The organism is Xanthomonas chitinilytica (assembly GCF_026107455.2).
GTDB classification, from domain to species: Bacteria; Pseudomonadota; Gammaproteobacteria; order Xanthomonadales; family Xanthomonadaceae; genus Stenotrophomonas; species Stenotrophomonas chitinilytica.
The window spans coordinates 401643-422601 of record NZ_JAPCHY010000002.1 but is presented as its reverse complement, the minus strand read 5'-3'; the positions used below and the strand labels follow the sequence as shown (position 1 = coordinate 422601).

General features: G+C 69.0%; 18 protein-coding genes and 1 pseudogene. 13 read left to right on the top strand and 6 right to left on the bottom strand.

Annotated features, from left to right (window positions below):
• Together OK345_RS03915 and OK345_RS03910 are read right to left on the bottom strand one after the other, a co-directional pair.
• The coding region (locus OK345_RS03915; RefSeq protein WP_265126615.1) for a leucine zipper domain-containing protein at positions 1–89 on the bottom strand (89 nt) is incomplete at its 3' end.
• A 139-nt stretch (positions 90–228) separates the two neighbouring features.
• The gene (locus tag OK345_RS03910) at positions 229–672 is read right to left on the bottom strand and encodes a CopD family copper resistance protein (RefSeq protein ID WP_265126598.1); all 444 of its coding nucleotides are present in this window, start codon (positions 670–672) and stop codon (positions 229–231) included.
• A 212-nt stretch (positions 673–884) separates the two neighbouring features.
• Here OK345_RS03910 and hslV point away from each other — a divergent pair, with 212 nt between their 5' ends.
• Together hslV and hslU are read left to right on the top strand one after the other, a co-directional pair.
• Positions 885–1436, top strand: coding sequence for an ATP-dependent protease subunit HslV (hslV, locus tag OK345_RS03905; RefSeq protein ID WP_265126597.1), 552 nt, complete (start codon positions 885–887; stop codon positions 1434–1436).
• A gap of 125 nt (positions 1437–1561) precedes the next feature.
• Entirely contained in the window at positions 1562–2935 is a 1374-nt protein-coding gene (gene hslU / locus OK345_RS03900; protein WP_265126596.1) for an ATP-dependent protease ATPase subunit HslU, read from the top strand.
• A gap of 1116 nt (positions 2936–4051) precedes the next feature.
• On the opposite strand, the gene OK345_RS03895 is transcribed toward hslU, so the two are convergent.
• Entirely contained in the window at positions 4052–4732 is a 681-nt protein-coding gene (locus OK345_RS03895; protein ID WP_265126595.1) for a TetR family transcriptional regulator, read from the bottom strand.
• A gap of 239 nt (positions 4733–4971) precedes the next feature.
• On the opposite strand from OK345_RS03895, the gene OK345_RS03890 reads away from it, so the two are divergent.
• From OK345_RS03890 to OK345_RS03880, 3 genes are read left to right on the top strand one after another with little or no spacing between them, the layout of a single operon-like run.
• The gene (locus OK345_RS03890) at positions 4972–6144 is read left to right on the top strand and encodes an efflux RND transporter periplasmic adaptor subunit (protein WP_265126594.1); all 1173 of its coding nucleotides are present in this window, start codon (positions 4972–4974) and stop codon (positions 6142–6144) included.
• A 12-nt stretch (positions 6145–6156) separates the two neighbouring features.
• Entirely contained in the window at positions 6157–9309 is a 3153-nt protein-coding gene (gene smeE, locus OK345_RS03885; RefSeq protein ID WP_265126593.1) for a multidrug efflux RND transporter permease subunit SmeE, read from the top strand.
• A complete protein-coding gene (locus tag OK345_RS03880) occupies positions 9302–10723 on the top strand; it encodes an efflux transporter outer membrane subunit (RefSeq protein ID WP_265126592.1) in 1422 nt (473 codons plus the stop codon). The genes smeE and OK345_RS03880 overlap by 8 nt, the downstream gene beginning before the upstream one ends.
• A 49-nt stretch (positions 10724–10772) precedes the next feature.
• Here OK345_RS03880 and OK345_RS03875 read toward each other — a convergent pair whose 3' ends face one another.
• Together OK345_RS03875 and OK345_RS03870 are read right to left on the bottom strand one after the other, a co-directional pair.
• On the bottom strand, positions 10773–11030 hold the full coding sequence (locus OK345_RS03875; protein ID WP_265126591.1) for a hypothetical protein: 258 nt from the start codon (positions 11028–11030) through the stop codon (positions 10773–10775).
• A 164-nt stretch (positions 11031–11194) separates the two neighbouring features.
• On the bottom strand, positions 11195–11647 hold the full coding sequence (locus tag OK345_RS03870; RefSeq protein WP_265126590.1) for a nucleoside deaminase: 453 nt from the start codon (positions 11645–11647) through the stop codon (positions 11195–11197).
• Positions 11648–11778: 131 nt separating this feature from the next.
• On the opposite strand from OK345_RS03870, the gene ubiE reads away from it, so the two are divergent.
• From ubiE to OK345_RS03845, 5 genes are all read left to right on the top strand, one after another.
• Positions 11779–12543, top strand: coding sequence for a bifunctional demethylmenaquinone methyltransferase/2-methoxy-6-polyprenyl-1,4-benzoquinol methylase UbiE (gene ubiE / locus OK345_RS03865; RefSeq protein ID WP_265126589.1), 765 nt, complete (start codon positions 11779–11781; stop codon positions 12541–12543).
• A gap of 35 nt (positions 12544–12578) precedes the next feature.
• Positions 12579–13451, top strand: coding sequence for a GGDEF domain-containing protein (locus tag OK345_RS03860; RefSeq protein WP_265126588.1), 873 nt, complete (start codon positions 12579–12581; stop codon positions 13449–13451).
• A gap of 68 nt (positions 13452–13519) precedes the next feature.
• Positions 13520–15454 (top strand): M1 family metallopeptidase, encoded by a 1935-nt coding sequence (locus tag OK345_RS03855; protein WP_265126587.1) that lies wholly within the window; start codon positions 13520–13522, stop codon positions 15452–15454.
• A 163-nt stretch (positions 15455–15617) separates the two neighbouring features.
• The gene (locus OK345_RS03850) at positions 15618–16355 is read left to right on the top strand and encodes a hypothetical protein (protein WP_265126586.1); all 738 of its coding nucleotides are present in this window, start codon (positions 15618–15620) and stop codon (positions 16353–16355) included.
• Positions 16356–16357: 2 nt separating this feature from the next.
• Positions 16358–16993: an HAD family hydrolase gene (locus OK345_RS03845; RefSeq protein WP_265126585.1), complete on the top strand. Its 636-nt coding sequence runs from the start codon at positions 16358–16360 to the stop codon at positions 16991–16993.
• A gap of 189 nt (positions 16994–17182) precedes the next feature.
• Here the strand turns inward: OK345_RS03845 and OK345_RS03840 are convergent, their stop codons facing one another.
• Positions 17183–18115 (bottom strand): carbohydrate kinase family protein, encoded by a 933-nt coding sequence (locus OK345_RS03840; RefSeq protein WP_265126584.1) that lies wholly within the window; start codon positions 18113–18115, stop codon positions 17183–17185.
• A gap of 274 nt (positions 18116–18389) precedes the next feature.
• On the opposite strand from OK345_RS03840, the gene OK345_RS03835 reads away from it, so the two are divergent.
• From OK345_RS03835 to mreD, 3 genes and pseudogenes are all read left to right on the top strand, one after another.
• Positions 18390–19436 carry a rod shape-determining protein gene (locus tag OK345_RS03835; RefSeq protein WP_265126583.1) on the top strand — a complete coding sequence of 349 codons (1047 nt, stop codon included), beginning with the start codon at positions 18390–18392 and terminating at the stop codon, positions 19434–19436.
• A 114-nt stretch (positions 19437–19550) separates the two neighbouring features.
• A pseudogene (gene mreC / locus OK345_RS03830) lies at positions 19551–20446 on the top strand (rod shape-determining protein MreC); the annotation flags it as partial.
• Positions 20447–20470: 24 nt separating this feature from the next.
• Positions 20471–20956: a rod shape-determining protein MreD gene (mreD, locus tag OK345_RS03825; RefSeq protein WP_265126581.1), complete on the top strand. Its 486-nt coding sequence runs from the start codon at positions 20471–20473 to the stop codon at positions 20954–20956.
• The last annotated feature ends 3 nt before the right edge of the window (positions 20957–20959 follow it).

The following is a 20959-nucleotide window of genomic DNA, read 5'->3' as shown; positions in this document are numbered from 1 at the left end:
TCCTCCACTCTCAGGCCCTGTTCGATCACGCGATCGACAAGCAGGGCTCGACCGCGAGGCGTAAGACGGGCATGTTTATGCAGGTTCATCCGGGGCTCCTGGGGGCTGGGTTGGCTTCGCAACCTCCATCTTCCAGAGATGCCCCGGATGAACAACCTACTGAGAGATCACAACTAGGACGCCCGCACCGCGACAGCCGCAGGCCGGTCGTGGCAATGCCGCGCCGTATCAGCCGCCCAGGTAGAACATGCCCTTGGCCAGCAGCACGATGCCGACCATGTGGCAGAACACGCTCAGGTGGATGCGCCGGAAGCGGCGCGCGATCCGTTCGCCCCGGCCGCGTGTCGTCACCGCGACCACGAAGTGGGCGAGCACGCTCAGCGCCAGCGCGATCTTGAGGCTCAGCAGCAGTCCGAAGCCGCTGGCCAGCGGGTGCGCCAGCGCCGCGCGGTAATGCCAGGCCATGCCGGCGCCGCTGCCGTAGAGCACCAGCAATACCCAGGGCATCAGCCTGCGCGCGCGGTGGGTGATGCCGGCTTCGATCCGCCGCATCGCCGCGGCCGGCACGTGCCGGCGCACGCTGTCGAGGATCAGGACTTCGAAGAACACCGCGCCGATGAACACCAATGCGGCGAACAGGTGGGCGATGAGCAGCAGCGGGTAGGCGGCCATGGGATCTGTCTCCGGCGCCGGGACGGCGGTCGTCGATGTGAACGGGGAAACATGTCCGTTGCCGCATCATCCGGCGATCGCCGGTGGATGCCCTTGACCTGCGTCAACCGGGCGCCGGTCCGGCCCGGTTGCGCCTGGCTGAAGCGGCGCCGGCATCGCGCTTGAACCGCCCGCGGCCGTCCCCACTTCTGGGAGAACACTCCGGAGGTCGCATGGATCCCAGCCAGAACCCCAACGTTTTCCACGCCACCACCATCGTCTGCGTACGTCGCGGCGAGCACGTGGCCATCGCCGGCGACGGCCAGGTCACGCTCGGCCATACGGTGATGAAGGGCAATGCACGCAAGGTGCGCCGCCTTGGCCGCGACGGCCAGGTACTGGCCGGTTTCGCCGGTGCCGCGGCCGATGCCTTCACCCTGTTCGAGCTGTTCGAGGCGAAACTCGAAAAGCACGGCCAGCTGCAGCGGGCCGCGGTCGAACTGGCCAAGGACTGGCGCACCGAGCGCCGCCTGGGCAAGCTCGAAGCGCTGCTGGCGGTGGCCGACCGCGAGACCTCGCTGATCATCAGCGGCACCGGCGACGTGATCGAGCCGGAGGACGGCATCATCGCCATCGGCTCCGGCGGCTCCTACGCGCTGTCGGCGGCGCGCGCGTTGATGGCGCACACCGAACTGGACGCGAAAACCATCGCCAGCGAGGCGATCGGCATCGCCGGCGACATCTGCATCTATACCAACCGCAACGTGGTGGTCGAGGAGCTGTGACGCCTCTCTTGTAGTGCCGAGCGATGCTCGGCAGCGCTCTTCGTCGACCGAGCACGGCTCGGCAGCGCTCTTCGTCGGCCGAGCACGGCTCGGCTCTACATGCATCTGAATCCGTGAGCACACCCATGCCCCACAAGATCGAAGTTTCTTCCGCCACCATGACTCCGCGCGAGATCGTGCAGGAGCTGGACCGGCACATCATCGGCCAGCACGACGCCAAGCGCGCGGTCGCCATCGCCCTGCGCAACCGCTGGCGGCGCATGCAGCTGCCCGACGAGCTGCGCAACGAGGTGATGCCCAAGAACATCCTGATGATCGGGCCCACCGGCGTCGGCAAGACCGAGATCGCCCGTCGCCTGGCGACGCTGGCCAACGCGCCGTTCGTGAAGGTCGAGGCCACCCGCTTCACCGAGGTCGGCTACGTCGGCAAGGACGTGGAGCAGATCATCCGCGACCTGGCCGATACCGCGGTCAAGCTGTATCGCGAGCAGGCCAAGGTGCGCGTGCGCACCCAGGCCGAGGAACGCGCCGAGGACCGCATCCTCGACGCGCTGCTGCCGCGCCGCAGCGTCGGCATCGGTTTCGACGCTGAGGCTGCGCGCAACGAACCGTCGGCGCAGGACAACGACACCCGCATCAAGTTCCGGCGCATGCTGCGCAACGGCGAGCTGGACGAGCGCGAGATCGAACTGGAGGTCTCGGCCAACGTCAGCATGGACATCATGACCCCGCCGGGCATGGAGGAGATGGGCCAGCAGCTCAGGTCGATGTTCGCCAACCTGGGCGGCGGCAAGGCGCAGAAGCGCACCTTGACGATCAAGGCCGCGCGCCCGCTGCTGGTCGAGGAGGAGGCCGGCAAGCTGGTCAACGAGGACGACATCCGTGCCGCGGCGATCGAGGCCTGCGAGCAGCATGGCATCGTGTTCATCGACGAGATCGACAAGGTCGCCAAGCGCGGCGACAACGTCGGCGGCGGCGATGTCTCGCGCGAGGGCGTGCAGCGCGACCTGCTGCCGCTGGTGGAGGGCTCCAACGTCTCCACCAAGTACGGCACGGTCAAGACCGACCACATCCTGTTCATCGCCTCCGGCGCGTTCCACCTGGCCAAGCCCAGCGACCTGATTCCCGAGCTGCAGGGCCGCTTCCCGATCCGGGTGGAGCTGGGCGCGTTGAGCAAGCAGGATTTCGTGCGCATCCTGACCGAGCCGAAGGCGGCGCTGACCAAGCAGTACGAGGCGCTGCTGAAGACCGAGGGCGTGTCGGTGACGTTCTCGGCCGACGGCGTGGAACGGCTGGCCGAGATCGCCGCGCAGGTCAACGAGCGCCAGGAGAACATCGGCGCACGGCGCCTGCATACGGTGCTGGAGCGGCTGCTGGATACGCTGAGCTACGAGGCGCCGGATCGGGGCGGCGACAGCATCACCATCGATAGCGCCTACGTCGACAAGCACCTGGGCGAGCTGGTGCAGGACCCGGACCTGAGTCGCTACATCCTGTAGTTTCCCGGTGGGAACCGGTGCGAAAGCGGCGGCACGTGGGTGCCGCCGTTTTTGTTTGGTTCTTCGCCGGTCGGAGGGAGAAGAGACTTTCCGGGGTATCTTGCTGCGGCCCGGAAAGCTCGCGACTGACGTCGCTCCTACAGTAGGAGCGACGTCAGTCGCGAGCTTTCCGGACAGGTCGTGGGATGTATTGCTCCCGCAGATGGGCGAAGGACCTTCTGCTTGGGCAGCTGGGAAGTGGTCGCTTTTGCGGCGATTGCCCCGGGTGTCGCCTGGAGCACCATCGTCTGCCGTTGCCGTTGCCGTTGCCGTTGCTTCGGCTTTTGCTTCTGCCTTTGACCTTCCCCGCCGTAAAGCGAGCCGAGCACCGCAGTGTCGGCGGGGCGAAGAGGCGCACGTGTTTGAGCGAAGCGAGTTGTGCGCCGGCCCCGCCGACGCGAGGAGCGCAGGGGACCGGCGGGCGCAGCCCGCCGGCTCGCGTCTCGGCTGTGCTTTCTTTGGGTTACTTTTCTTTGCACAAGCAAAGAAAAGTGACTCGCTCCCCGCGGAGCGGGAGCGAAAGCTTTTGCTGTTGCTTTGGTTTTTTGCCGTTGTTTCCCTGGCAGAGCATGAGGTGCAAATGCTTCAAGAGCAGGTAAAAGCTTTCGCGCCTTTCGGCGCGAGCTACTTTGACCAGCCATGACCAGCCATTCGGCTGTTGAAAAGCACTTCGGCTGTTGAAGAACTCTTCGGCTGCTGAAAAAGCGCTTGTCTTGGCAAAAGTAGCCAAAACCGCCGGCGCCGACGCGAGCCGATGCGGCGGCGCCACATCGGTCCCCTGCGCTCCTCGCGGGCCGGGGGCCGGCGCACAACCCGCTTCGCTCAGACATGTGCGCCTCTTCGCCCCCGGCCCGCTGCGGTGCTCGGCTCGCTTTAAGGCGCTGGAAGGTCAAGATCAGAATCGACAGCAACAGCAACAGCAACAGCAACAGCAACAGCAACAGCATGGCTTGTCGGTGTCGGGCGGGCTGCCGTCTTCGCCACACTCAGCAGCCAGCAGGCGAGTCATCCTGCGATCTCCGCCAGTGAAAGCCAGGGCACCAGGCCCCGCCTGCACGGGGATGACGGACTACCACTTCAGTCCGCGTCGCCAACCTCATCGTCGGTGGGCAACGGCGAAGGTGGCGCGCCGCGGGTGAAGACCCCGTCCTTGATGTAGGCGCCGAGGATCACGTCGAGGGTTTCCGCACCGTCGCGCTGCAGGTCGAACAGCGCAGGCTCCAGCATCGCGCTGTACAGCACGCCGTGCAGGCCGGTGTGCAGGATGCGCGAGGCGGTATCGACATCCGCATGCTCGCGCAGTTGGCCCAGCTGGCGCGCGCGCTCGAACGCGCGCGCGATGATCTCCAGTTCCTCGCGCGTGCTGTCGCGCTGCAGCTCCTGCATGGCCTGGCTTTCCGCCGACAGGTCGTTGCGCAGCATGATCTCCATCATGCCGCGCAGGCGTTCGTCGTTGGCCAGCTCCTGGAACGACACCAGCAGCGCCGAGCGCAGGTCCAGCACCGGGGTGGTGCGGCGGGGGGAGGAGGTGCGCCGCAACCGCTCGATGAACGGGATGCGCTCGCGGTTGATCATCGCCTCCAGCACTTCGGTCTTGTTCTTGAAATGCCAGTAGACCGCGCCGCGGGTATAGCCGGCACGGGTCGCGATCATCGCCAGGCTGGTGCCGGCGACGCCGAATTCGTGGAAGCAGGCCTGCGCGGCGTCGAGGATGCCTTCGCGGGTGGCCTGCGCCTCTTCCTTGGTTCTTCTGGCCATTGCTCTGTGCAGAGTTGCTGGATGAAACCGGCCTGAATTGTAGCTGTTTACAAACAGACATGCATGTATGTATATTTCGCGGCCATCGATCCCCGTGCTGATCCGTCCCGGTACTCTGGGCGTGGTCGCGGTGCGGGGATGCCCCCTGTCCATCGCCTCGCAGACCGCTTTCCGCCGCCCTCCCGCGCCCGGAACGTTTGTGGGGCGGTCTTCCTCTTGTCTGCCGCGAGCCTGCCACCATGTCCCGATCCCCCTGCCGTCTCGTCGCCCTGTCCCTGGCGATCGCCCTGACCGTTGCCGCCTGTGGCGGCGCTTCCGATGGTCCCCAGGGCGGTCCCGGACAGGTCACCGTGGCCACGCTCAAGCCCGAAACGGTGACGCTGACCCGCGAACTGCCCGGCCGTGCCAATGCCTACCAGGTGGCCGAAGTACGGCCGCAGGTCAGCGGCATCGTCGCCAAGCGGCTGTTCGCCGAGGGCGGGCTGGTGAAGGCCGGGCAGCCGCTCTACCAGCTGGACGACGCGAGTTACCGCGCCGCCGCCAACAGCGCCCGCGCGCAGCTGGCGCGGGCCGAGGCGACCGCCAATGCCGCGCGCCTGAGCGCCAGGCGCATCGCCGAGCTGGCCAAGGTCGACGCGGTCAGCGTGCAGGACGACGAGAACGCGCAGGCGGCGCTGAAGCAGGCCGAGGCCGACCTGGGCGCCGCGCGCGCGGCGCTGGATTCGGCCAACGTCACGCTGGGGTATGCGCGCATCACCGCGCCGATCGGCGGCCGCATCGGCAAGTCGTCGGTGACCCAGGGCGCGCTGGTCAATGCCGGCCAGGCCGATGCGCTGGCCACCATCCACCAGCTCGATCCGATCTACATCGACCTGACCCAGTCCTCGGCCGAACTGCTGCAGCTGCGCCGCGAACTGGATGCCGGGCGCCTGCAGGGAGCCGACGGCCTGCCGGTGACCGTGCTGCTGGAGGACGGCAGCGAGTTCGCGCACAAGGGCACGCTGGAGTTCTCCGAGGTCAGCGTCGATCCGTCCACCGGCACCTTCAACCTGCGCGTGCGCGTGGACAACCCCGACAACCTGTTGATGCCGGGCATGTTCGTGCGCGCGCTGGTCGGCAGCGGCGTGCGCCAGGACGCGCTGCTGGTGCCGATGCAGGGCATCGCCCGCGATCCCAAGGGCAACACCAGCGCGATGGTGGTCGACGGCGAAGGCAAGGTCGCGGTGCGCCCGGTCAAGGTCAGCCGCGCGATCGGCGACAAGTGGCTGGTCGAGGACGGCCTGCAGGCCGGCGACAAGGTCATCGTCGAAGGTCTGCAGAAGATCGGCCCCGGCATGCCGGTGCAGGCCACCGAGAGGGGCGCCGAGACGCCCGCGCCCACGGCCCCGGCCGCACCGGCCGGCGAGCAGTAAGCGGAGAATCCCATGGCACGTTTCTTCATCGATCGACCCATCTTCGCGTGGGTCATCGCGATCATCATCATGCTCGCCGGCACGCTGGCGGTGCTCAAGCTGCCGATCTCGATGTACCCGGAAGTGGCACCGCCGGCGGTCGAGATCAGCGCGACCTACCCGGGCGCCTCGGCCAAGGTGGTCGAGGACTCGGTGACGCAGATCATCGAGCAGAACATGAAGGGCCTGGACGGGCTGATCTACTTCTCGTCCAACAGCTCGGCCAACGGCATGGCCACGATCACGCTGACCTTCCAGAGCGGCACCGACCCGGACATCGCCCAGGTGCAGGTGCAGAACAAGCTGCAGCTGGCGATGCCGCTGCTGCCGCAGGAAGTGCAGCGGCAGGGCATCAACGTGGCCAAGTCCAGCAGCGGTTTCCTGCAGGTCATCGGCTTCGTCTCCAACGATGGCAGCATGGACGCCAACGACATCTCCGACTACGTCGGTTCCAACATCGTCGACCCGCTCAGCCGGGTGCCGGGCGTGGGCAACATCCAGGTGTTCGGCGGCAAGTACGCCATGCGCATCTGGCTGGACCCGAACAAGCTGCACACCTACCGGCTGTCGGTGGACGAGGTGGCCGCGGCGATCACCGCGCAGAACGCGCAGGTGGCCATCGGCCAGCTCGGCGGTGCGCCGTCGGTGAAGGGCCAGCAGCTCAACGCCACCATCAACGCGCAGGATCGCCTGCAGACGCCGGAACAGTTCCGCAACATCCTGGTGCGCAGCGCCGCCGATGGGGGCGAGCTGCGCCTGGGCGACGTCGCCCGGGTCGAGCTGGGCGCGGAGACCTACGACTTCGTCACCCGCTACAACGGCAAGCCGTCCACCGGCATCGCCATCACCCTGGCCACCGGCGCCAACGCGCTGGACACTGCCGCAGGCGTGCGCGCCGCGCTGCAGGACATGAAGGCCAATTTCCCGGCCGGCCTTGAGGCGGTGGTGCCGTACGACACCACGCCGTTCGTGCAGGTGTCGATCAAGGGCGTGATCAAGACCCTGATCGAGGCGATCGTGCTGGTGTTCCTGGTGATGTACCTGTTCCTGCAGAACTTCCGCGCCACGCTGATCCCGACGATCGCGGTGCCGGTGGTGCTGCTGGGCACCTTCGGCGTGCTGGCGGTGCTGGGCTTCTCGATCAACATGCTGACCATGTTCGCGATGGTGCTGGCGATCGGCCTGCTGGTCGACGACGCCATCGTCGTGGTCGAGAACGTCGAGCGCATCATGTCCGAGGAGGGCCTGTCGCCGCTGGAAGCCACGCGCAAGTCGATGGACCAGATCACCGGGGCGCTGGTCGGCATCGGCCTGGTGCTGTCGGCGGTGTTCGTGCCGATGGCCTTCATGAGCGGCTCCACCGGCGTGATCTACCGGCAGTTCTCGGCCACGATCGTGTCGGCGATGGCGCTGTCGGTGCTGGTGGCGATCGTGCTGACCCCGGCGCTGTGCGCGACCATGCTCAAGCCGCTGAAGAAGGGCGAGCACCACGTCGCGCGCGGGCCGGTCGGCCGCTTCTTCGGCTGGTTCAACCGCGGCTTCGAGCGCTCCAGCGGCCAGTACCAGCGTGGCGTGCGCGGCATCATCGCCCGCCCGTGGCGGTTCATGGGCATCACCGCCGCGCTGTTCGTGGTGATGGGCCTGTTGTTCGCGCGCCTGCCCAGCGCGTTCCTGCCCAACGAGGACCAGGGCATCCTGATGGCGCTGGTGCAGACCCCGGTCGGCGCCACCCAGGAGCGCACCCTGGAAGCGATCGACAAGCTCGAGCGGCACTTCATGGAGAACGAGGCCGAGGCGATCGAGTCGGTGTTCTCGGTGCAGGGCTTCAGTTTCGCCGGCATGGGCCAGAACGCCGGCATGGCCTTCGTCAAGCTCAAGGACTGGGGCGATCGCACTGCCGACCAGGGCGTGGGTCCGGTCACCGGTCGCGCGATGATGGCGCTGGGCGGGATCAAGGACGCCTTCGTGTTCGCGTTCCCGCCGCCGGCGATGCCGGAACTGGGCATCGGCTCGGGCTACACCTTCTTCCTGAAGGACAACGGCGGACAGGGCCACGAGGCCCTGCTGGCGGCGCGCAACCAGCTGCTCGGCATGGCCGGCGAAAGCACGCATCTGCTGGCCAACGTGCGCCCCAACGGCCAGGAAGACACCCCGCAGCTGCGCGTGGACATCGACGTCGCCCGCGCCAGCGCGCTGGGGCTGTCGCTGGATGCGATCAACGGCACCCTGGCGGCCGCCTGGGGCAGCAGCTACATCGACGACTTCATCGACCGCGGCCGGGTCAAGCGTGTCTACCTGCAGTCCGATGCCGATTTCCGCATGACTCCGGACGATTTCCGGCTGTGGTCGGTGAAGAACGCCAAGGGCGAGATGGTGCCGTTCAGCGCCTTCGCCAGCACCCGCTGGGACTACGGTTCGCCGCGCCTGGAACGCTACAACGGCGTGTCGGCGATGGAGATCCAGGGCGAGCCGGCGCCGGGCGTGGCCTCGGGCGATGCGATGGCCGAGATCGAGCGGATCGCCCGCAGCCTGCCGCCGGGCTTCGATATCGAGTGGACCGCGCTGTCCTACCAGGAGCGCCAGGCCGGTTCGCAGACGCCGCTGCTGTACACGCTGTCGCTGCTGATCGTGTTCCTGTGCCTGGCCGCGCTGTACGAGAGCTGGAGCGTGCCGACCGCGGTGCTGCTGGTGGCGCCGCTGGGCATTCTCGGCGCGGTGCTGGCCAACACCTTCCGCGGCATGGAGCGCGACATCTACTTCCAGGTGGCGATGCTGACCACGGTGGGCCTGACCAGCAAGAACGCGATCCTGATCGTGGAGTTCGCCAAGGAGAACCTGGAGAAGGGCGCGGGCCTGATCGAGGCGACCATGCACGCGGTGCGCGACCGCCTGCGCCCGATCATCATGACCTCGCTGGCGTTCGGCCTGGGCGTGCTGCCGCTGGCCATCGCCTCGGGTGCCGGTTCCGGCGCGCAGAAGGCGATCGGCACCGGCGTGCTCGGCGGCATGGTCGTCGGCACCGCGCTGGGCGTGTTCTTCATCCCGCTGTTCTTCGTGGTGGTCAACCGGATCTTCGGCCGCGACCGGTCATCGGACGCCACCAAGGGAGGCGATTCCCATGCGTAAGCCATCGATGACCGCCCTGGCGCTGGCCGTGGGCCTGTTCGCGTCCGGCTGCGCCATGCTCGAACCGCGCGATGTGGAAGTGGCGCCGGGTGTGTCGGTGCAGTGGCCGCTGCCAGCGGAAACCGCGGCAGTGGATGCCGGCTCCGCGCCGGCCGATGCCGCGACCCGCGCGGTGGCCGACATCGGCTGGCGCGACTTCTTCACCGATCCGCGGCTGGAGGAAGTGATCGCCTTGGCGCTGCGCAACAACCGCGACCTGCGCGTGGCCATGCTCAACGTCGAGAAGGCGCGCGCGCAGTACCGCATCCAGCGTGCCGACCGGCTGCCGTCGCTGGCGGCCAGCGGGCAGATGACGCGCAGCGGCGGCGACGTGCCGGTCAGCGAGCAGTACAGCGCCGAACTGGGCGTGGCCGGGTTCGAACTGGACCTGTTCGGACGCGTGCGCAACCTGAGCCAGGCGGCGCTGCAGCAGTACTTCGCCAGTGCCGAGAGCCGCCGTGCGGCGCAGCTCGCGCTGGTGTCCGAGGTGGCCCGGGGCTGGCTGACGCTGGCGGCCGACGGCGAGCTGCTGCGCATCGCGCAGGCCACGCTGGAAAGCCACGAGGCCTCGCTGCAGCTGGCCGAGCAGCGCCACCGGCTGGGCGCCGCCTCGGCGCTGGAACTGAGCCAGACGCGGACGCTGGTGGAGTCCGCGCGCGCCGACGTGGCCCGCTATCGCGGACAGGTGGCGCAGGACCGCAACGCGCTGAACCTGCTCGCCGGGCAGACCGTGGCCGCCGACCTGCTGCCGGAGGCGTTCGAGCCGCAGGTCAGCGGGCTCGATCCGCTGCCGGCCGGGTTGCCGGCCGAGGTGCTGCTGCGGCGCCCGGACGTGATGGCGGCCGAACACCAGCTGCTGGCCGGCAACGCCAACATCGGCGCGGCGCGGGCGGCCTTCTTCCCGTCGATCAGCCTCACCGGCGCGGTGGGCTCGGCCAGCGGCGAGCTGTCGGGATTGTTCGAGAGCGGCACCCGGGTCTGGAGCTTCATGCCGCAGGTCACCCTGCCGATCTTCCAGGGCGGCCGCCTGCGCGCCAACCTGGGCGTGGCCACCGCCGAGCGCGACATCGCGCTGGCACAGTACGAGAAGGCGATCCAGTCCGGTTTCCGCGAGGTCGCCGACGCGCTGGCGCTGGAGCGGACCCTGGCCGAACAGCGGGTGGCGCAGCAGGCGCTGCTGGAGTCGGCGCAGCGCGCCCACGACCTGGCGCAGGCCCGCTACGACGCCGGCCTGGACAGCTTCCTGGTGCTGCTGGATGCGCGCCGCACCCTGTACGGCGCGCGCCAAGGGCTGGTCGCCACGCAGCTGGCCGAGCAGGGCAACCGGGTCACGCTGTACAAGGTGCTGGGCGGCGGCTGGGTGGAGCAGGGCTGAGGGCCTTCCCCGGGCCCGGGCTCGACAAGGGGCGCGGCCGGTCGGCGCTTCAGCCGTTGCGGGCGCCGCTGCCGCAGATCAGCTGGGCATGGTCCACTGCGCCCAAGCGTTCGGCGATGTGCGCCATCAGGTTGCACACCTCGACGCGTTCGTCCGGGAACGTGGCCGCCAGCTCGCTCTGGATGGCCTGGTAGGCGTCCCAGAAGTCGGCGGAATTGCGGTGCCGGGAGTACTGCACCTGCAGCCGCTCGCGGGCGCGGGCGATGGAATCGTGATGGTCAGGACTGTGCTTGAGCTGCGTGTGCATCACGTCACCTCCAAGTCGACGACCCCCTGGTGGATGAACCATAAGCTGAATGTGCCTGCGGCGTGTTACAGAAACGTAAGCACGGGCCACAGACGCGCCCATAGCGTGACCACGTGCATGAAATTCCCTTCCCGGAGGGCGGGAAGGGAGGGGACCGGCGGCCGCTATTCGCCGATGTCCTCGTTCCACAACTCCGGGTGGGTGGCGATGAAGTCGCGCATCATGCCGATGCAGCGCTCGTCGGCCAGGTCGATCACGTTGACGCCGTTCTCGCGCAGCCAGTCGATGCCGCCGTGGAAGGTGACCGATTCGCCCACCACCACGGTGCCGATGTTGAACTGGCGCACCAGCCCCGAGCAGTACCAGCACGGTGCCAGGGTGGTGACCATGAGGGTGTCGCGGTAGCCGCGCTGGCGGCCGGCCTTGCGGAAGGCGTCGGTCTCGCCGTGGATCGACGGGTCGCCCTCCTGCACCCGGCGGTTGTGGCCGCAGCCGAGCAGGCGGCCGTCGTTGTGGTACAGCGCCGCGCCGATCGGGATGCCGCCCTCGGCCAGGCCCTGGCGGGCTTCGGCGATGGCGGTGTCGAGCAGGGCGCGGTAGTCGGGCGTGGCGATCATGCGGGATTCCGTTGTGCGGCGGGAAACGCCGCCGCCGGCCGGGCCGGGCGGCGATGCGGTGGCGGGCATGATAGCGGCCGTGCACGGCCCGGAGCCGGCGCGCCGGCCCCGGCGGTGCGATAATCGCGGGCATGAGCGAATCCCCCTACAAGACCGGCACCACCCACTTCGGCTTCCGCGACGTACCGGCCAAGGACAAGCAGAAGCTTGTCGGCCAGGTCTTCACCTCGGTCGCCGACAACTACGACCTGATGAACGACCTGATGAGCCTGGGCATCCATCGGGTGTGGAAGCGCTATTTCGTCGCCACCGCGCAGGTCAAGCCGGGCGACCGGGTGCTCGACCTGGCCGGCGGCACCGGCGACATCGCGGTGCTGCTGAAGGACCGGGTCGGCGGGGAGGGTGGGGTCGTGCTGGGCGACATCAACGCCGGCATGCTTTCGGTCGGCCGCGACCGCCTGACCAACCGCGGCCATGTATCCGGTTTCGACTACGTGCAGTGCAACGCCGAGGCGCTGCCGTTCCCGGACCAGAGCTTCGACCTGGTGACGATCTCCTTCGGCCTGCGCAACGTCACCGACAAGGACGCGGCGCTGCGCGAGATGTACCGGGTGCTGAAGGTGGGCGGCCAGGCGCGGGTGCTGGAATTCTCCGAGGTCACCGTCGACTGGTTCAAGCCGGTCTACGATTTCCACTCCTTCCAGGTGCTGCCGCGGCTGGGCCGGTTGTTCGCCCGTGGCGATGCCGACAGCTACCGCTACCTGGCCGAGAGCATCCGCAAGCATCCGCCGCAGGAAGAACTGAAGGCGATGATGGGCCAGGCCGGCTTCGCCCGCTGCCATTACAAGAACCTCAGCGCCGGCATCGTCTCGATCCACTCCGGCTACAAGGTCTGAGGCCGCCGCCACCGTCCTGCCATCGGGGAAGTCGCATGCGTCTGTACCAGGGATTGTCGCGGTTGTTTCCCGGTTCCTTCAGCACCCGGCTGCTGGCGGTGACGCTGGCCGGCATCCTGCTGCCGCTGTTGTGCCTGCTCGGCTGGGCGCTGCTGCGCAACGGGACCTGGCCGGGCGACCTGCTGGGGCTGGCGCTGGCCGCGACCCTGGTCGCCGCCGGCCTGACCCTGCTGGCGCTGCACCGCCTGCTGGCGCCTTTGCGCGCCGCTGCCGATGCGCTGGACGCCTATTACGACGACCAGCGGCTGCCGCACCTGCCCGACCTGGGGGATGACGAGATCGGCCGCCTGCTGCGCGGCATCAACCGCAGCCTGCACGGCGTGGACGCCGGCCTGAGCGACCTGCGCCGCAGCGTGCTGCTGGACCCGCTGACCGAGGCGCTCAACCGCCGCGGCTGCGAGCAGGCGCTGGCCGAATCGGCGCGCGAGGCGCAGGCCAAGGGCTGGCCGTTCGTGCTGTTCGTGGTCGACCTGGACAACCTCAAGCCGATCAACGACCAGCTCGGCCATCAGACCGGCGACCAGGTGCTGGTGCGGCTGGTGGAGTCGGCCTACCAGTGGCTGGGGGCGCAGGACTGGATCGGCCGCTGGGGCGGCGACGAGTTCCTGCTCGGCGTGCATGCCCCGGAAGCGGAGGCCACCGCCAAGCTGCGGCAGTGGCTGGAGACGCTTGAGCACCCGCACGGGGAGATCCCGATGCCGGTCTACGCCAGCGCCGGCTTTGCGGTGTACCGGCCCGGCGAGGACCTGCGCGCGCTGTACCAGCGTGCGGACGCGGCGATGTACCGCGCCAAGTTCACCGGCGGCCATCGCCTGCTGGGCGGGGACGCTGCGCCGCCCGCGGAATGAGGCCGCGGACCGGACGTGGCCGCGGCAGGGGGGTAAACTGGCGGTTTCACCCAGATTGGTCCCGATAGATGCGCTCACCGTTCCTGATGCTGCCCCTGGCCGTGGCTCTGGCTGCCGGCTGCGGCAAAGAACCCGCCAACCCCGTTGCCGAACCCGTCGCCAAGAAGGCCGCCGCCACCGTGAACGCTGTCGATCGCAGCCACGACGAGAGCTCCTATGCCGAGCCGGACAAGGTGGTCATCAAGGACCTGGCGCTGGACCTGAAGCTGGATTTCGACAGCAGGCAGATCGGCGGCACCGCCACCTACACCCTGGAGTGGAAGGACAAGGATGCCGCGCAGCTGGTGCTCGATACGCGCGAACTGACCATCGAGAAGGTCGAATCCATCGACGCCGAGGGCAAGCGCGCGCCGCTGGCGTTCCAGCTGGCCGACGCCGACAAGGTGTTCGGCAGCAAGCTGACCATCGAAGCGCCGCAGCAGCCGGGCACGGTCGCCGTCAGCTACCACACCGCGCCGACCGCCTCGGGCCTGCAGTGGCTGGAGCCGTCGATGACCGAGGGCAAGCAGCAGCCCTTCATGTTCAGCCAGTCGCAGGCGATCCACGCCCGCTCCTGGGTGCCGCTGCAGGACACCCCGAGCGTGCGCTTCACCTACAGCGCGCACGTCACCTCGCGCCCGGACGTGATGGTGCTGATGAGCGCCGACAACGATCCCAAGGCCGCGCGCGACGGCGACTACACCTTCAAGATGCCGCAGCCGATCCCGTCCTACCTGCTGGCGATCGCCGCCGGCGACTTGGTGTTCGAGCCGATCTCCGGCCGCGCCGGCGTCTGGGCCGAGCCGTCGATGGCCGGCAAGGCCGCCAAGGAGTTCGAGGACACCGAGAAGATGATCGTCGCGGCCGAGAAGCTGTACGGCGAGTACCGCTGGGGCCGCTACGACATGCTGGTGCTGCCGCCGTCGTTCCCGTTCGGCGGCATGGAGAACCCGCGCCTGACCTTCGCCACCCCGACCGTGATCGTCGGCGACAAGTCGCTGGTGTCGCTGATCGCCCATGAGCTGGCGCACAGCTGGTCCGGCAACCTGGTGACCAACGCCAGCTGGAAGGACATCTGGCTCAACGAAGGCTTCACCACCTACGTGCAGGGCCGCATCACCGAGGCGCTGTACGGCCCGGAAATGGCCGAGATGGAGCGCGAGATCGACCAGAACGACCTGCTGGCCGAGGTCAAGGACATGAGTCCGGCCGACCAGGCGCTGGCGCTGCCGCCGCTGAGCGAGCGCGATCCGGACGAAGCGCTGAGCAACGTCGCCTACGTCAAGGGCTCGTGGTTCCTGCAGTTCCTGGAGCAGCGTTTCGGCCGCGAGACGTTCGACCCGTTCCTGCGCGGCTGGTTCGACGACCACGCCTTCCAGAGCGCCAACACCGACCAGTTCGTCGACTACCTGAAGAAGAACCTGCTGCCGAAGAACCCGAACGCGGTGACCGCCGCCGAGCTGGACGCCTGGCTCAACGAGCCGGGCATCCCGGCGTTCGCGGCCAAGGCGCGTTCGCGCAACTTCAGCATCGTCGATACCGCGCGCATCGCCTGGCTGGGCAGCGACAACCTGCCCAGCAACCAGGTGACCAGCGAGTGGGGCACCCAGGAATGGGTGCACTTCATCGACGGCCTGGGCAAGACCGTGCCGGTGGAGAAGCTGGCGCAGCTGGACCGCGCTTACAAGTTCACCGGCACCGGCAATGGCGAGATCGCCATGCGCTGGTATCCGCTGGCCATCCGCAGCGGCTACGGCGAGGCCAACACCGCCGCCGGCGAGTTCATCCAGCGCGTCGGCCGCCGCAAGCTGATCCTGCCGATCTACGCCGAACTGGTGAAGACGCCGGAAGGCCTGGCCTTCGCCCGCGAGGTGTTCGAGCGCGCCAGGCCGGGTTACCACCCGATCACCACCGCCTCGGTGGCCGACATGCTGGGCAAGGCCGACGCTGCCGCGCAACAGTAGGCGGCGTTCGGCGGCAACGACGGAGACGGCGGGCGCGAGCCCGCCGTTTTTCGTCCGCGGACGCGGCCTGCGGCAATCGCGGACGTGGGCGATTAAAGTACCCGGCGACCACGCCGCGGCCCTGGGCCGGGCGTGCCGAACCGACCGAACACGGAGCTTCACGATGAAACGTATCGTCCTTGGCGCGTTGTGCGCCGTCGCGCTGGCCGCCTGCAGCGATCCGGAAGCCGAGCGCCAGGCGCAGGCCGCTGCCGCCGAGCAGGCGCGTGCCGAGCGCGAGCAGAAGGCCGAGGTGGTCGGCAGCCAGTACGACAGCGCGGTCGCCGGCGGCGACTGGGACAAGGCGCGCATCCATGGCGCGGCGCTGTTCGACCAGTACCCGGACTCGGAGGCCGCCCGGCGCATCGAGCCCGGCTACGCCGAGGTCAAGGCCAAGGCCGAGGCCGCGCGCGAACTGCGGCGCATGCAGGCGCTGTGGCACTACAACCAGGTCACGGTCGGCAGCAAGGGCGTGCAGCGCTCGGCGGCGATCTACGGCAAGCAGCCGGTGGACGTGGACGGCAGCGGCGCCAGGCAGGTGCAGCTGGTGTTCCGCGACCACCCCGAATGGAAGCGCCATGCCTACCTGGTGCTGCAGGCCGGCGACTTCGCCAAGGCCTGCTATGGCCGTTGCCAGGTCACGGTGACGGTCGATGGCGGCGCCCCGCGCAGGATGGCGGCGTACCGGCCGGATACCGACGAGGCCATCGCCATGTTCGTCACCGACAACAAGGCGCTGTGGAAGCTGGCGCGCAACGCCGGCACCGTGCAGATCGAGTTCCCGGTGAAGGAAGGCGGCACCCGCACCGTGCTGTTCGAGACCGGCGGCCTGGACGGCAGCCAGATGCCGGCCTGGGACTGAGCGTGCCTGGAACCGCGGCCAGCGCCCTCCCGGCACTGGCGCACTGCCGTCACTGGGTGTTCGACATGGACGGCACGCTGACGCTGCCGGTGCACGATTTCGACCTGATCCGGCGCGAGCTGGGCATTCCCGCCGACGCCGACATCCTGCACCACCTGGCCGAGATCCCCGCGGCCGAGGCCCGGGCCAAGCGCGCCTGGCTGCTGCGGCACGAACGGGCCCTGGCCGAAGCCGCCATCGCCGCGCCCGGCGCCCTCGAGCTGGTGCGGGCGCTGCATGCCGCCGGCTGCCGGCTCGGCCTGCTGACCCGCAACGCCCGCGAGCTGGCGCAGGTGACGCTGGCCGCGATCGGGCTGGAGGGGGGGTTTCCCGAGGCCGAGATCGTCGGCCGCGACGATGGCCTGCCGAAACCGCATCCGGCGGGGTTGCTGGGATTCGCCGAGCGCTGGCGGGTGGCGCCGGCGCGGATGTTGATGGTGGGCGACCACCGGTACGACCTGGCCTGCGGCCGCGCCGCCGGGGTCGCCACGGTATTGGTGAACATGCCGCAGAACCCGTGGCCGGGCCTGGCCGACTGGCACCTGCGCGATTGCGGGGCGCTGCTGGCGCGCTGGCGGGAGGCCGCCCCGGTCCGGTAGCGACGGGCAACGACGGGCCGGGGATGCCGGCGCCGTCGCAGGAAACCCTGTCGACGGACAGGGTTCACTTACGGCGGGTGGCCGGGCTGTTGCTCGAACTGCCGGTCGAACCCGGCAAAACCGAAGCGCCGACTCCGGCTGCCCGGGCAGTGACGCGCCGGGGCGGGCGGTGCCGGAGGCCGGCAGGCCTTACAGCGAATAGCCGAACTGCTGCTTGAACTGCTCGTTGAACTCGGCGAAGTCGAAGCGCTGGTTCTGGGTGCCCGGGTGCTCCACCTTCAGCGCCCCCATCAGGTTGCCCATGCGGCCCACGGTCAGCCAGTCGTAGCCCTTCTCGATGCCGTAGATCAGCCCGGCGCGGAAGGCGTCGCCGCAGCCGGTGGGGTCGACCACGCGGCGCTCGTGCGCCGGCGGGATCTGGAAGCTCTTTTCCGGGGTGTGGATCACCGCGCCCTTCGGCCCCTGGGTGGTGATGTAGGCCTTCACCCGCTGCACGATGTCCTTTTCGTCCCAGCCGGTGCGCTCCTGCAGCAGGTTGGACTCGTAGTCGTTGACCACCACGTAGTCGGCCTGCTCGATGAAGGTGCGCAGCTCCGGGCCGTTGAACAGCGGCATGGCCTGGCCGGGGTCGAAGATGAACGGGATGCCGCATTCCAGGAACTCGACGGCGTTCTGGATCATGCCCTCGCGGCCGTCCGGGCTGACGATGCCGAAGCTCACGCCCGGCACGTCCTTCACGTGGTTCTCGTAGGAACGCATCATCGCGCCGGGGTGGAAGGCGGTGATCTGGTTGTTGTCGTGGTCGGTGGTGATGAACGCCTGCGGGGTGAACAGCTCGTCGATCACCTTGACCCGCGACAGGTCGATGCCCTGCTCGATGAAGTGCTCGCGGTACGGGCCGAAGTCCTGGCCGACGGTGGCCATCGGGATCGGCTCGCCGCCCAGCAGCTTGAGGTTGTAGGCGATGTTGCCGGCGCAGCCGCCGAACTCGCGGCGCATCCGCGGCACCAGGAACGACACGTTCAGGATGTGCACCTTGTCCGGCAGGATGTGGTTCTTGAACTGGTCCGGGAACACCATGATGGTGTCGAAGGCAAGAGAACCACAGATCAGAGCGGACATCGGCAACGGGCCTTTACGAAAGGGGATTTCCACCCGCGCGAGGGGGTGGGGAGGGCGCCGGCTGGCGCGGAGCGGTGCAAAGGTTAACGGCTGCGGCGGTGCAGGGCCAGAACCGGTGCTGTCCGGCGGTGGCCGAGAACGAGCGAAGGCGCGGTTTTCCAACGAATTTTCCTTGCCCGCGCCGGGGGAGGTTGCTAGGCTAACCGGCCTCGTTTTATGCCCATTTTTTCGCCAGTCGGCGCCGGGCACGACACCCCTCAGGATCACTCCCCAGATGTTCAAGAAGCTGCGTGGCATGTTCTCCAATGACCTGTCCATCGACCTGGGCACGGCCAACACCCTCATCTACGTACGCGGGCAGGGAATCGTGCTCAACGAGCCGTCGGTCGTGGCGGTGCGCCAGGACCGCGCCATCGGCGGCACCCGCTCGGTCGCCGCGGTCGGCGCCGAGGCCAAGCAGATGCTCGGCCGTACCCCGGGCCACATCACCACCATCCGCCCGATGAAGGACGGCGTGATCGCCGACTTCACCTACACCGAGGCGATGCTCAAGCACTTCATCAAGAAAGTGCACAAGTCGCGCTTCCTGCGCCCGAGCCCGCGCGTGCTGGTGTGCGTGCCGGCCGGCTCGACCCAGGTCGAGCGCCGCGCGATCAAGGAATCGGCGGAAGAGGCCGGCGCCCGCGACGTCTACCTGATCGAGGAGCCCATGGCCGCGGCGATCGGCGCCGGGCTGCCGGTGACCGAGGCGCGCGGCTCGATGGTCATCGACATCGGCGGCGGCACCACCGAGGTGGCGGTGATCTCGCTCAACGGCATCGTCTACTCGGCCTCGGTGCGCATCGGCGGCGACCGCTTCGACGAGTCGATCACCAACTACGTGCGCCGCAACCACGGCATGCTGATCGGCGAGGCCACCGCCGAGCGGATCAAGGTCGAACTGGGCTGCGCCTACCCGCAGACCGACGTGCAGGAGATGGAGATCTCCGGCCGCAACCTCGCCGAGGGCGTGCCGAAGATGATCAAGATCAGCTCCAACGAAGTGCTCGAGGCGCTGCACGAACCGCTGTCGGGCATCGTCAGCGCGGTCAAGCTGGCGCTGGAGCAGACCCCGCCGGAACTGTGCGCCGACGTCGCCGAGCGCGGCATCGTGCTGACCGGCGGCGGCGCCCTGCTGCGCGACCTGGACCGGCTGATCTCCGAGGAAACCGGCCTGCACGTGCAGGTGGCCGACGATCCGCTGACCTGCGTGGCCCGCGGCGGCGGCCGCGCGCTGGAGCTGGTGGACATGCACGGCAACGAGTTCTTCGCCCCCGAGTGACATGCGGTACCGCGCGCCCCGTCGGCGTGATGGCCGCCGCGCTGCGCGGGCGCCGGCCGCGCCCCGATGGGGCGTCGTCGTATCTTCCTTCCGTCTCCTGCAGCCGAACCTTCCGTGCCTCCCTACGCCGGTCCTCCCGTAGCCTCCCGTCCGGGTGACGCCAGCAGTCCGCTGCGGTTGCTGGCCTACCTGGCGCTGGCGATCGTCCTGATCGTGCTCGACGACCAGGGCGGGTGGCTGTCGCGCCTGCGCGCGCAGGCCAACGTGCTGGTGCAGCCGATGTGGGCGCTGGCCGGCTTGCCGGGCAGGCTCGGCAGCCAGGTCAAGGACACCGCCGCCAGCCACGGCCAGCTGGTGGCCGAGAACCGCGAGCTGCGCAACCAGCTGCTGATCGCCAACGCCCGCCTGACCCGGTTGCAGACCGCGGCGCTGGACAACGCGCAGCTGCGCGAGCTGCTCAACGTCGCCGAGCGCAGCGGCCTGGACGTGCAGCTGGCGCCGATCCTGGACATCGACCTGGACCCGGTGCGGCAGCGGCTGGTGCTGGCCGCCGGCAGCCGCGACGGCGTGCACGTGGGCCAGGCGGTGATCGACGCCGGCGGGCTGATGGGCCAGGTGATCGCGGTCACCCCGGCGCATGCCACGGTGCTGCTGCTGACCGACCCGGACCATGCGGTGCCGGTCACGGTGGCGCGCAACGGCGTGCGCCTGATCGTCTATGGCCGCGGCGACAGCCTGGAGCTGCGCGACGTGCCGCTCAGCGCCGGGGTCGAGGTCGGCGACGAGATCGTCACCTCGGGCCTGGGCGGGCGTTTCCCGGCCGGGTTCCCGGTCGGCACCATCACCCGGCTGCGCCCGGACGACACCCATGCCTTCCTGGTCGGCGAGCTGGAGCCGGCGGCCAAGCTGGACCGCGGCCGCGACGTGCTGCTGCTGCGCACCACCCCGGCGGTGCCGCTGGAAGGTGCCGAGGGCGCGGCTACGGGCGCCGACGGCGCCCGCCAGGCGCCTTCCGCCGCAGCGGAGGCCACGCCATGAGCCGGCTGCGCGGCAAGGGCTGGGTGCTGCCGGTCAGCCTGCTGCTGGCGTTGCTGCTGGGGCTGGTGCCGCTGCCGGCGCTGCTGCAGCCGCTGCGCCCGTACTGGCTGGCGCTGGTGCTGTCGTACTGGGTGATCGAGACCCCGGAACGGGCCGGGCTCGGCTTCGCCTTCATCGCCGGGCTGGTCGCCGACCTGCTGTATGGCGGCATCCTCGGCGAGCAGGCGCTGCGGCTGGTGATCATGACCTTCATCCTGCAGCGCTTCCGCGCGCGCATCCGCTTCTTCCCGATGTCGCAGCAGGCACTGGCCATCGGCGGGTTGCTGGTCAACGACCGCATCGTCAGCGCCGCGATCCACCTGCTGCTGGGCGAGCCGGTGCTGCCGTGGGCGTACTGGTGGGCGCCGCTGCTGGGCATGGCGCTGTGGCTGCCGGTGTTCGTGCTGCTGGATGCGGCGCGGCTGGGCCGGCGCGGACGCTGAGCC

Coding starts and splice junctions, on each gene's coding strand:
- OK345_RS03910 (WP_265126598.1), bottom strand. CDS start 672: ATGGCCGCCTACCCGCTGCTGCTCATCGCCCACCTGTTCGCCGCATTG.
- hslV (WP_265126597.1), top strand. CDS start 885: ATGGATCCCAGCCAGAACCCCAACGTTTTCCACGCCACCACCATCGTC.
- hslU (WP_265126596.1), top strand. CDS start 1,562: ATGCCCCACAAGATCGAAGTTTCTTCCGCCACCATGACTCCGCGCGAG.
- OK345_RS03895 (WP_265126595.1), bottom strand. CDS start 4,732: ATGGCCAGAAGAACCAAGGAAGAGGCGCAGGCCACCCGCGAAGGCATC.
- OK345_RS03890 (WP_265126594.1), top strand. CDS start 4,972: ATGTCCCGATCCCCCTGCCGTCTCGTCGCCCTGTCCCTGGCGATCGCC.
- smeE (WP_265126593.1), top strand. CDS start 6,157: ATGGCACGTTTCTTCATCGATCGACCCATCTTCGCGTGGGTCATCGCG.
- OK345_RS03880 (WP_265126592.1), top strand. CDS start 9,302: ATGCGTAAGCCATCGATGACCGCCCTGGCGCTGGCCGTGGGCCTGTTC.
- OK345_RS03875 (WP_265126591.1), bottom strand. CDS start 11,030: ATGCACACGCAGCTCAAGCACAGTCCTGACCATCACGATTCCATCGCC.
- OK345_RS03870 (WP_265126590.1), bottom strand. CDS start 11,647: ATGATCGCCACGCCCGACTACCGCGCCCTGCTCGACACCGCCATCGCC.
- ubiE (WP_265126589.1), top strand. CDS start 11,779: ATGAGCGAATCCCCCTACAAGACCGGCACCACCCACTTCGGCTTCCGC.
- OK345_RS03860 (WP_265126588.1), top strand. CDS start 12,579: ATGCGTCTGTACCAGGGATTGTCGCGGTTGTTTCCCGGTTCCTTCAGC.
- OK345_RS03855 (WP_265126587.1), top strand. CDS start 13,520: ATGCGCTCACCGTTCCTGATGCTGCCCCTGGCCGTGGCTCTGGCTGCC.
- OK345_RS03850 (WP_265126586.1), top strand. CDS start 15,618: ATGAAACGTATCGTCCTTGGCGCGTTGTGCGCCGTCGCGCTGGCCGCC.
- OK345_RS03840 (WP_265126584.1), bottom strand. CDS start 18,115: ATGTCCGCTCTGATCTGTGGTTCTCTTGCCTTCGACACCATCATGGTG.
- OK345_RS03835 (WP_265126583.1), top strand. CDS start 18,390: ATGTTCAAGAAGCTGCGTGGCATGTTCTCCAATGACCTGTCCATCGAC.
- mreD (WP_265126581.1), top strand. CDS start 20,471: ATGAGCCGGCTGCGCGGCAAGGGCTGGGTGCTGCCGGTCAGCCTGCTG.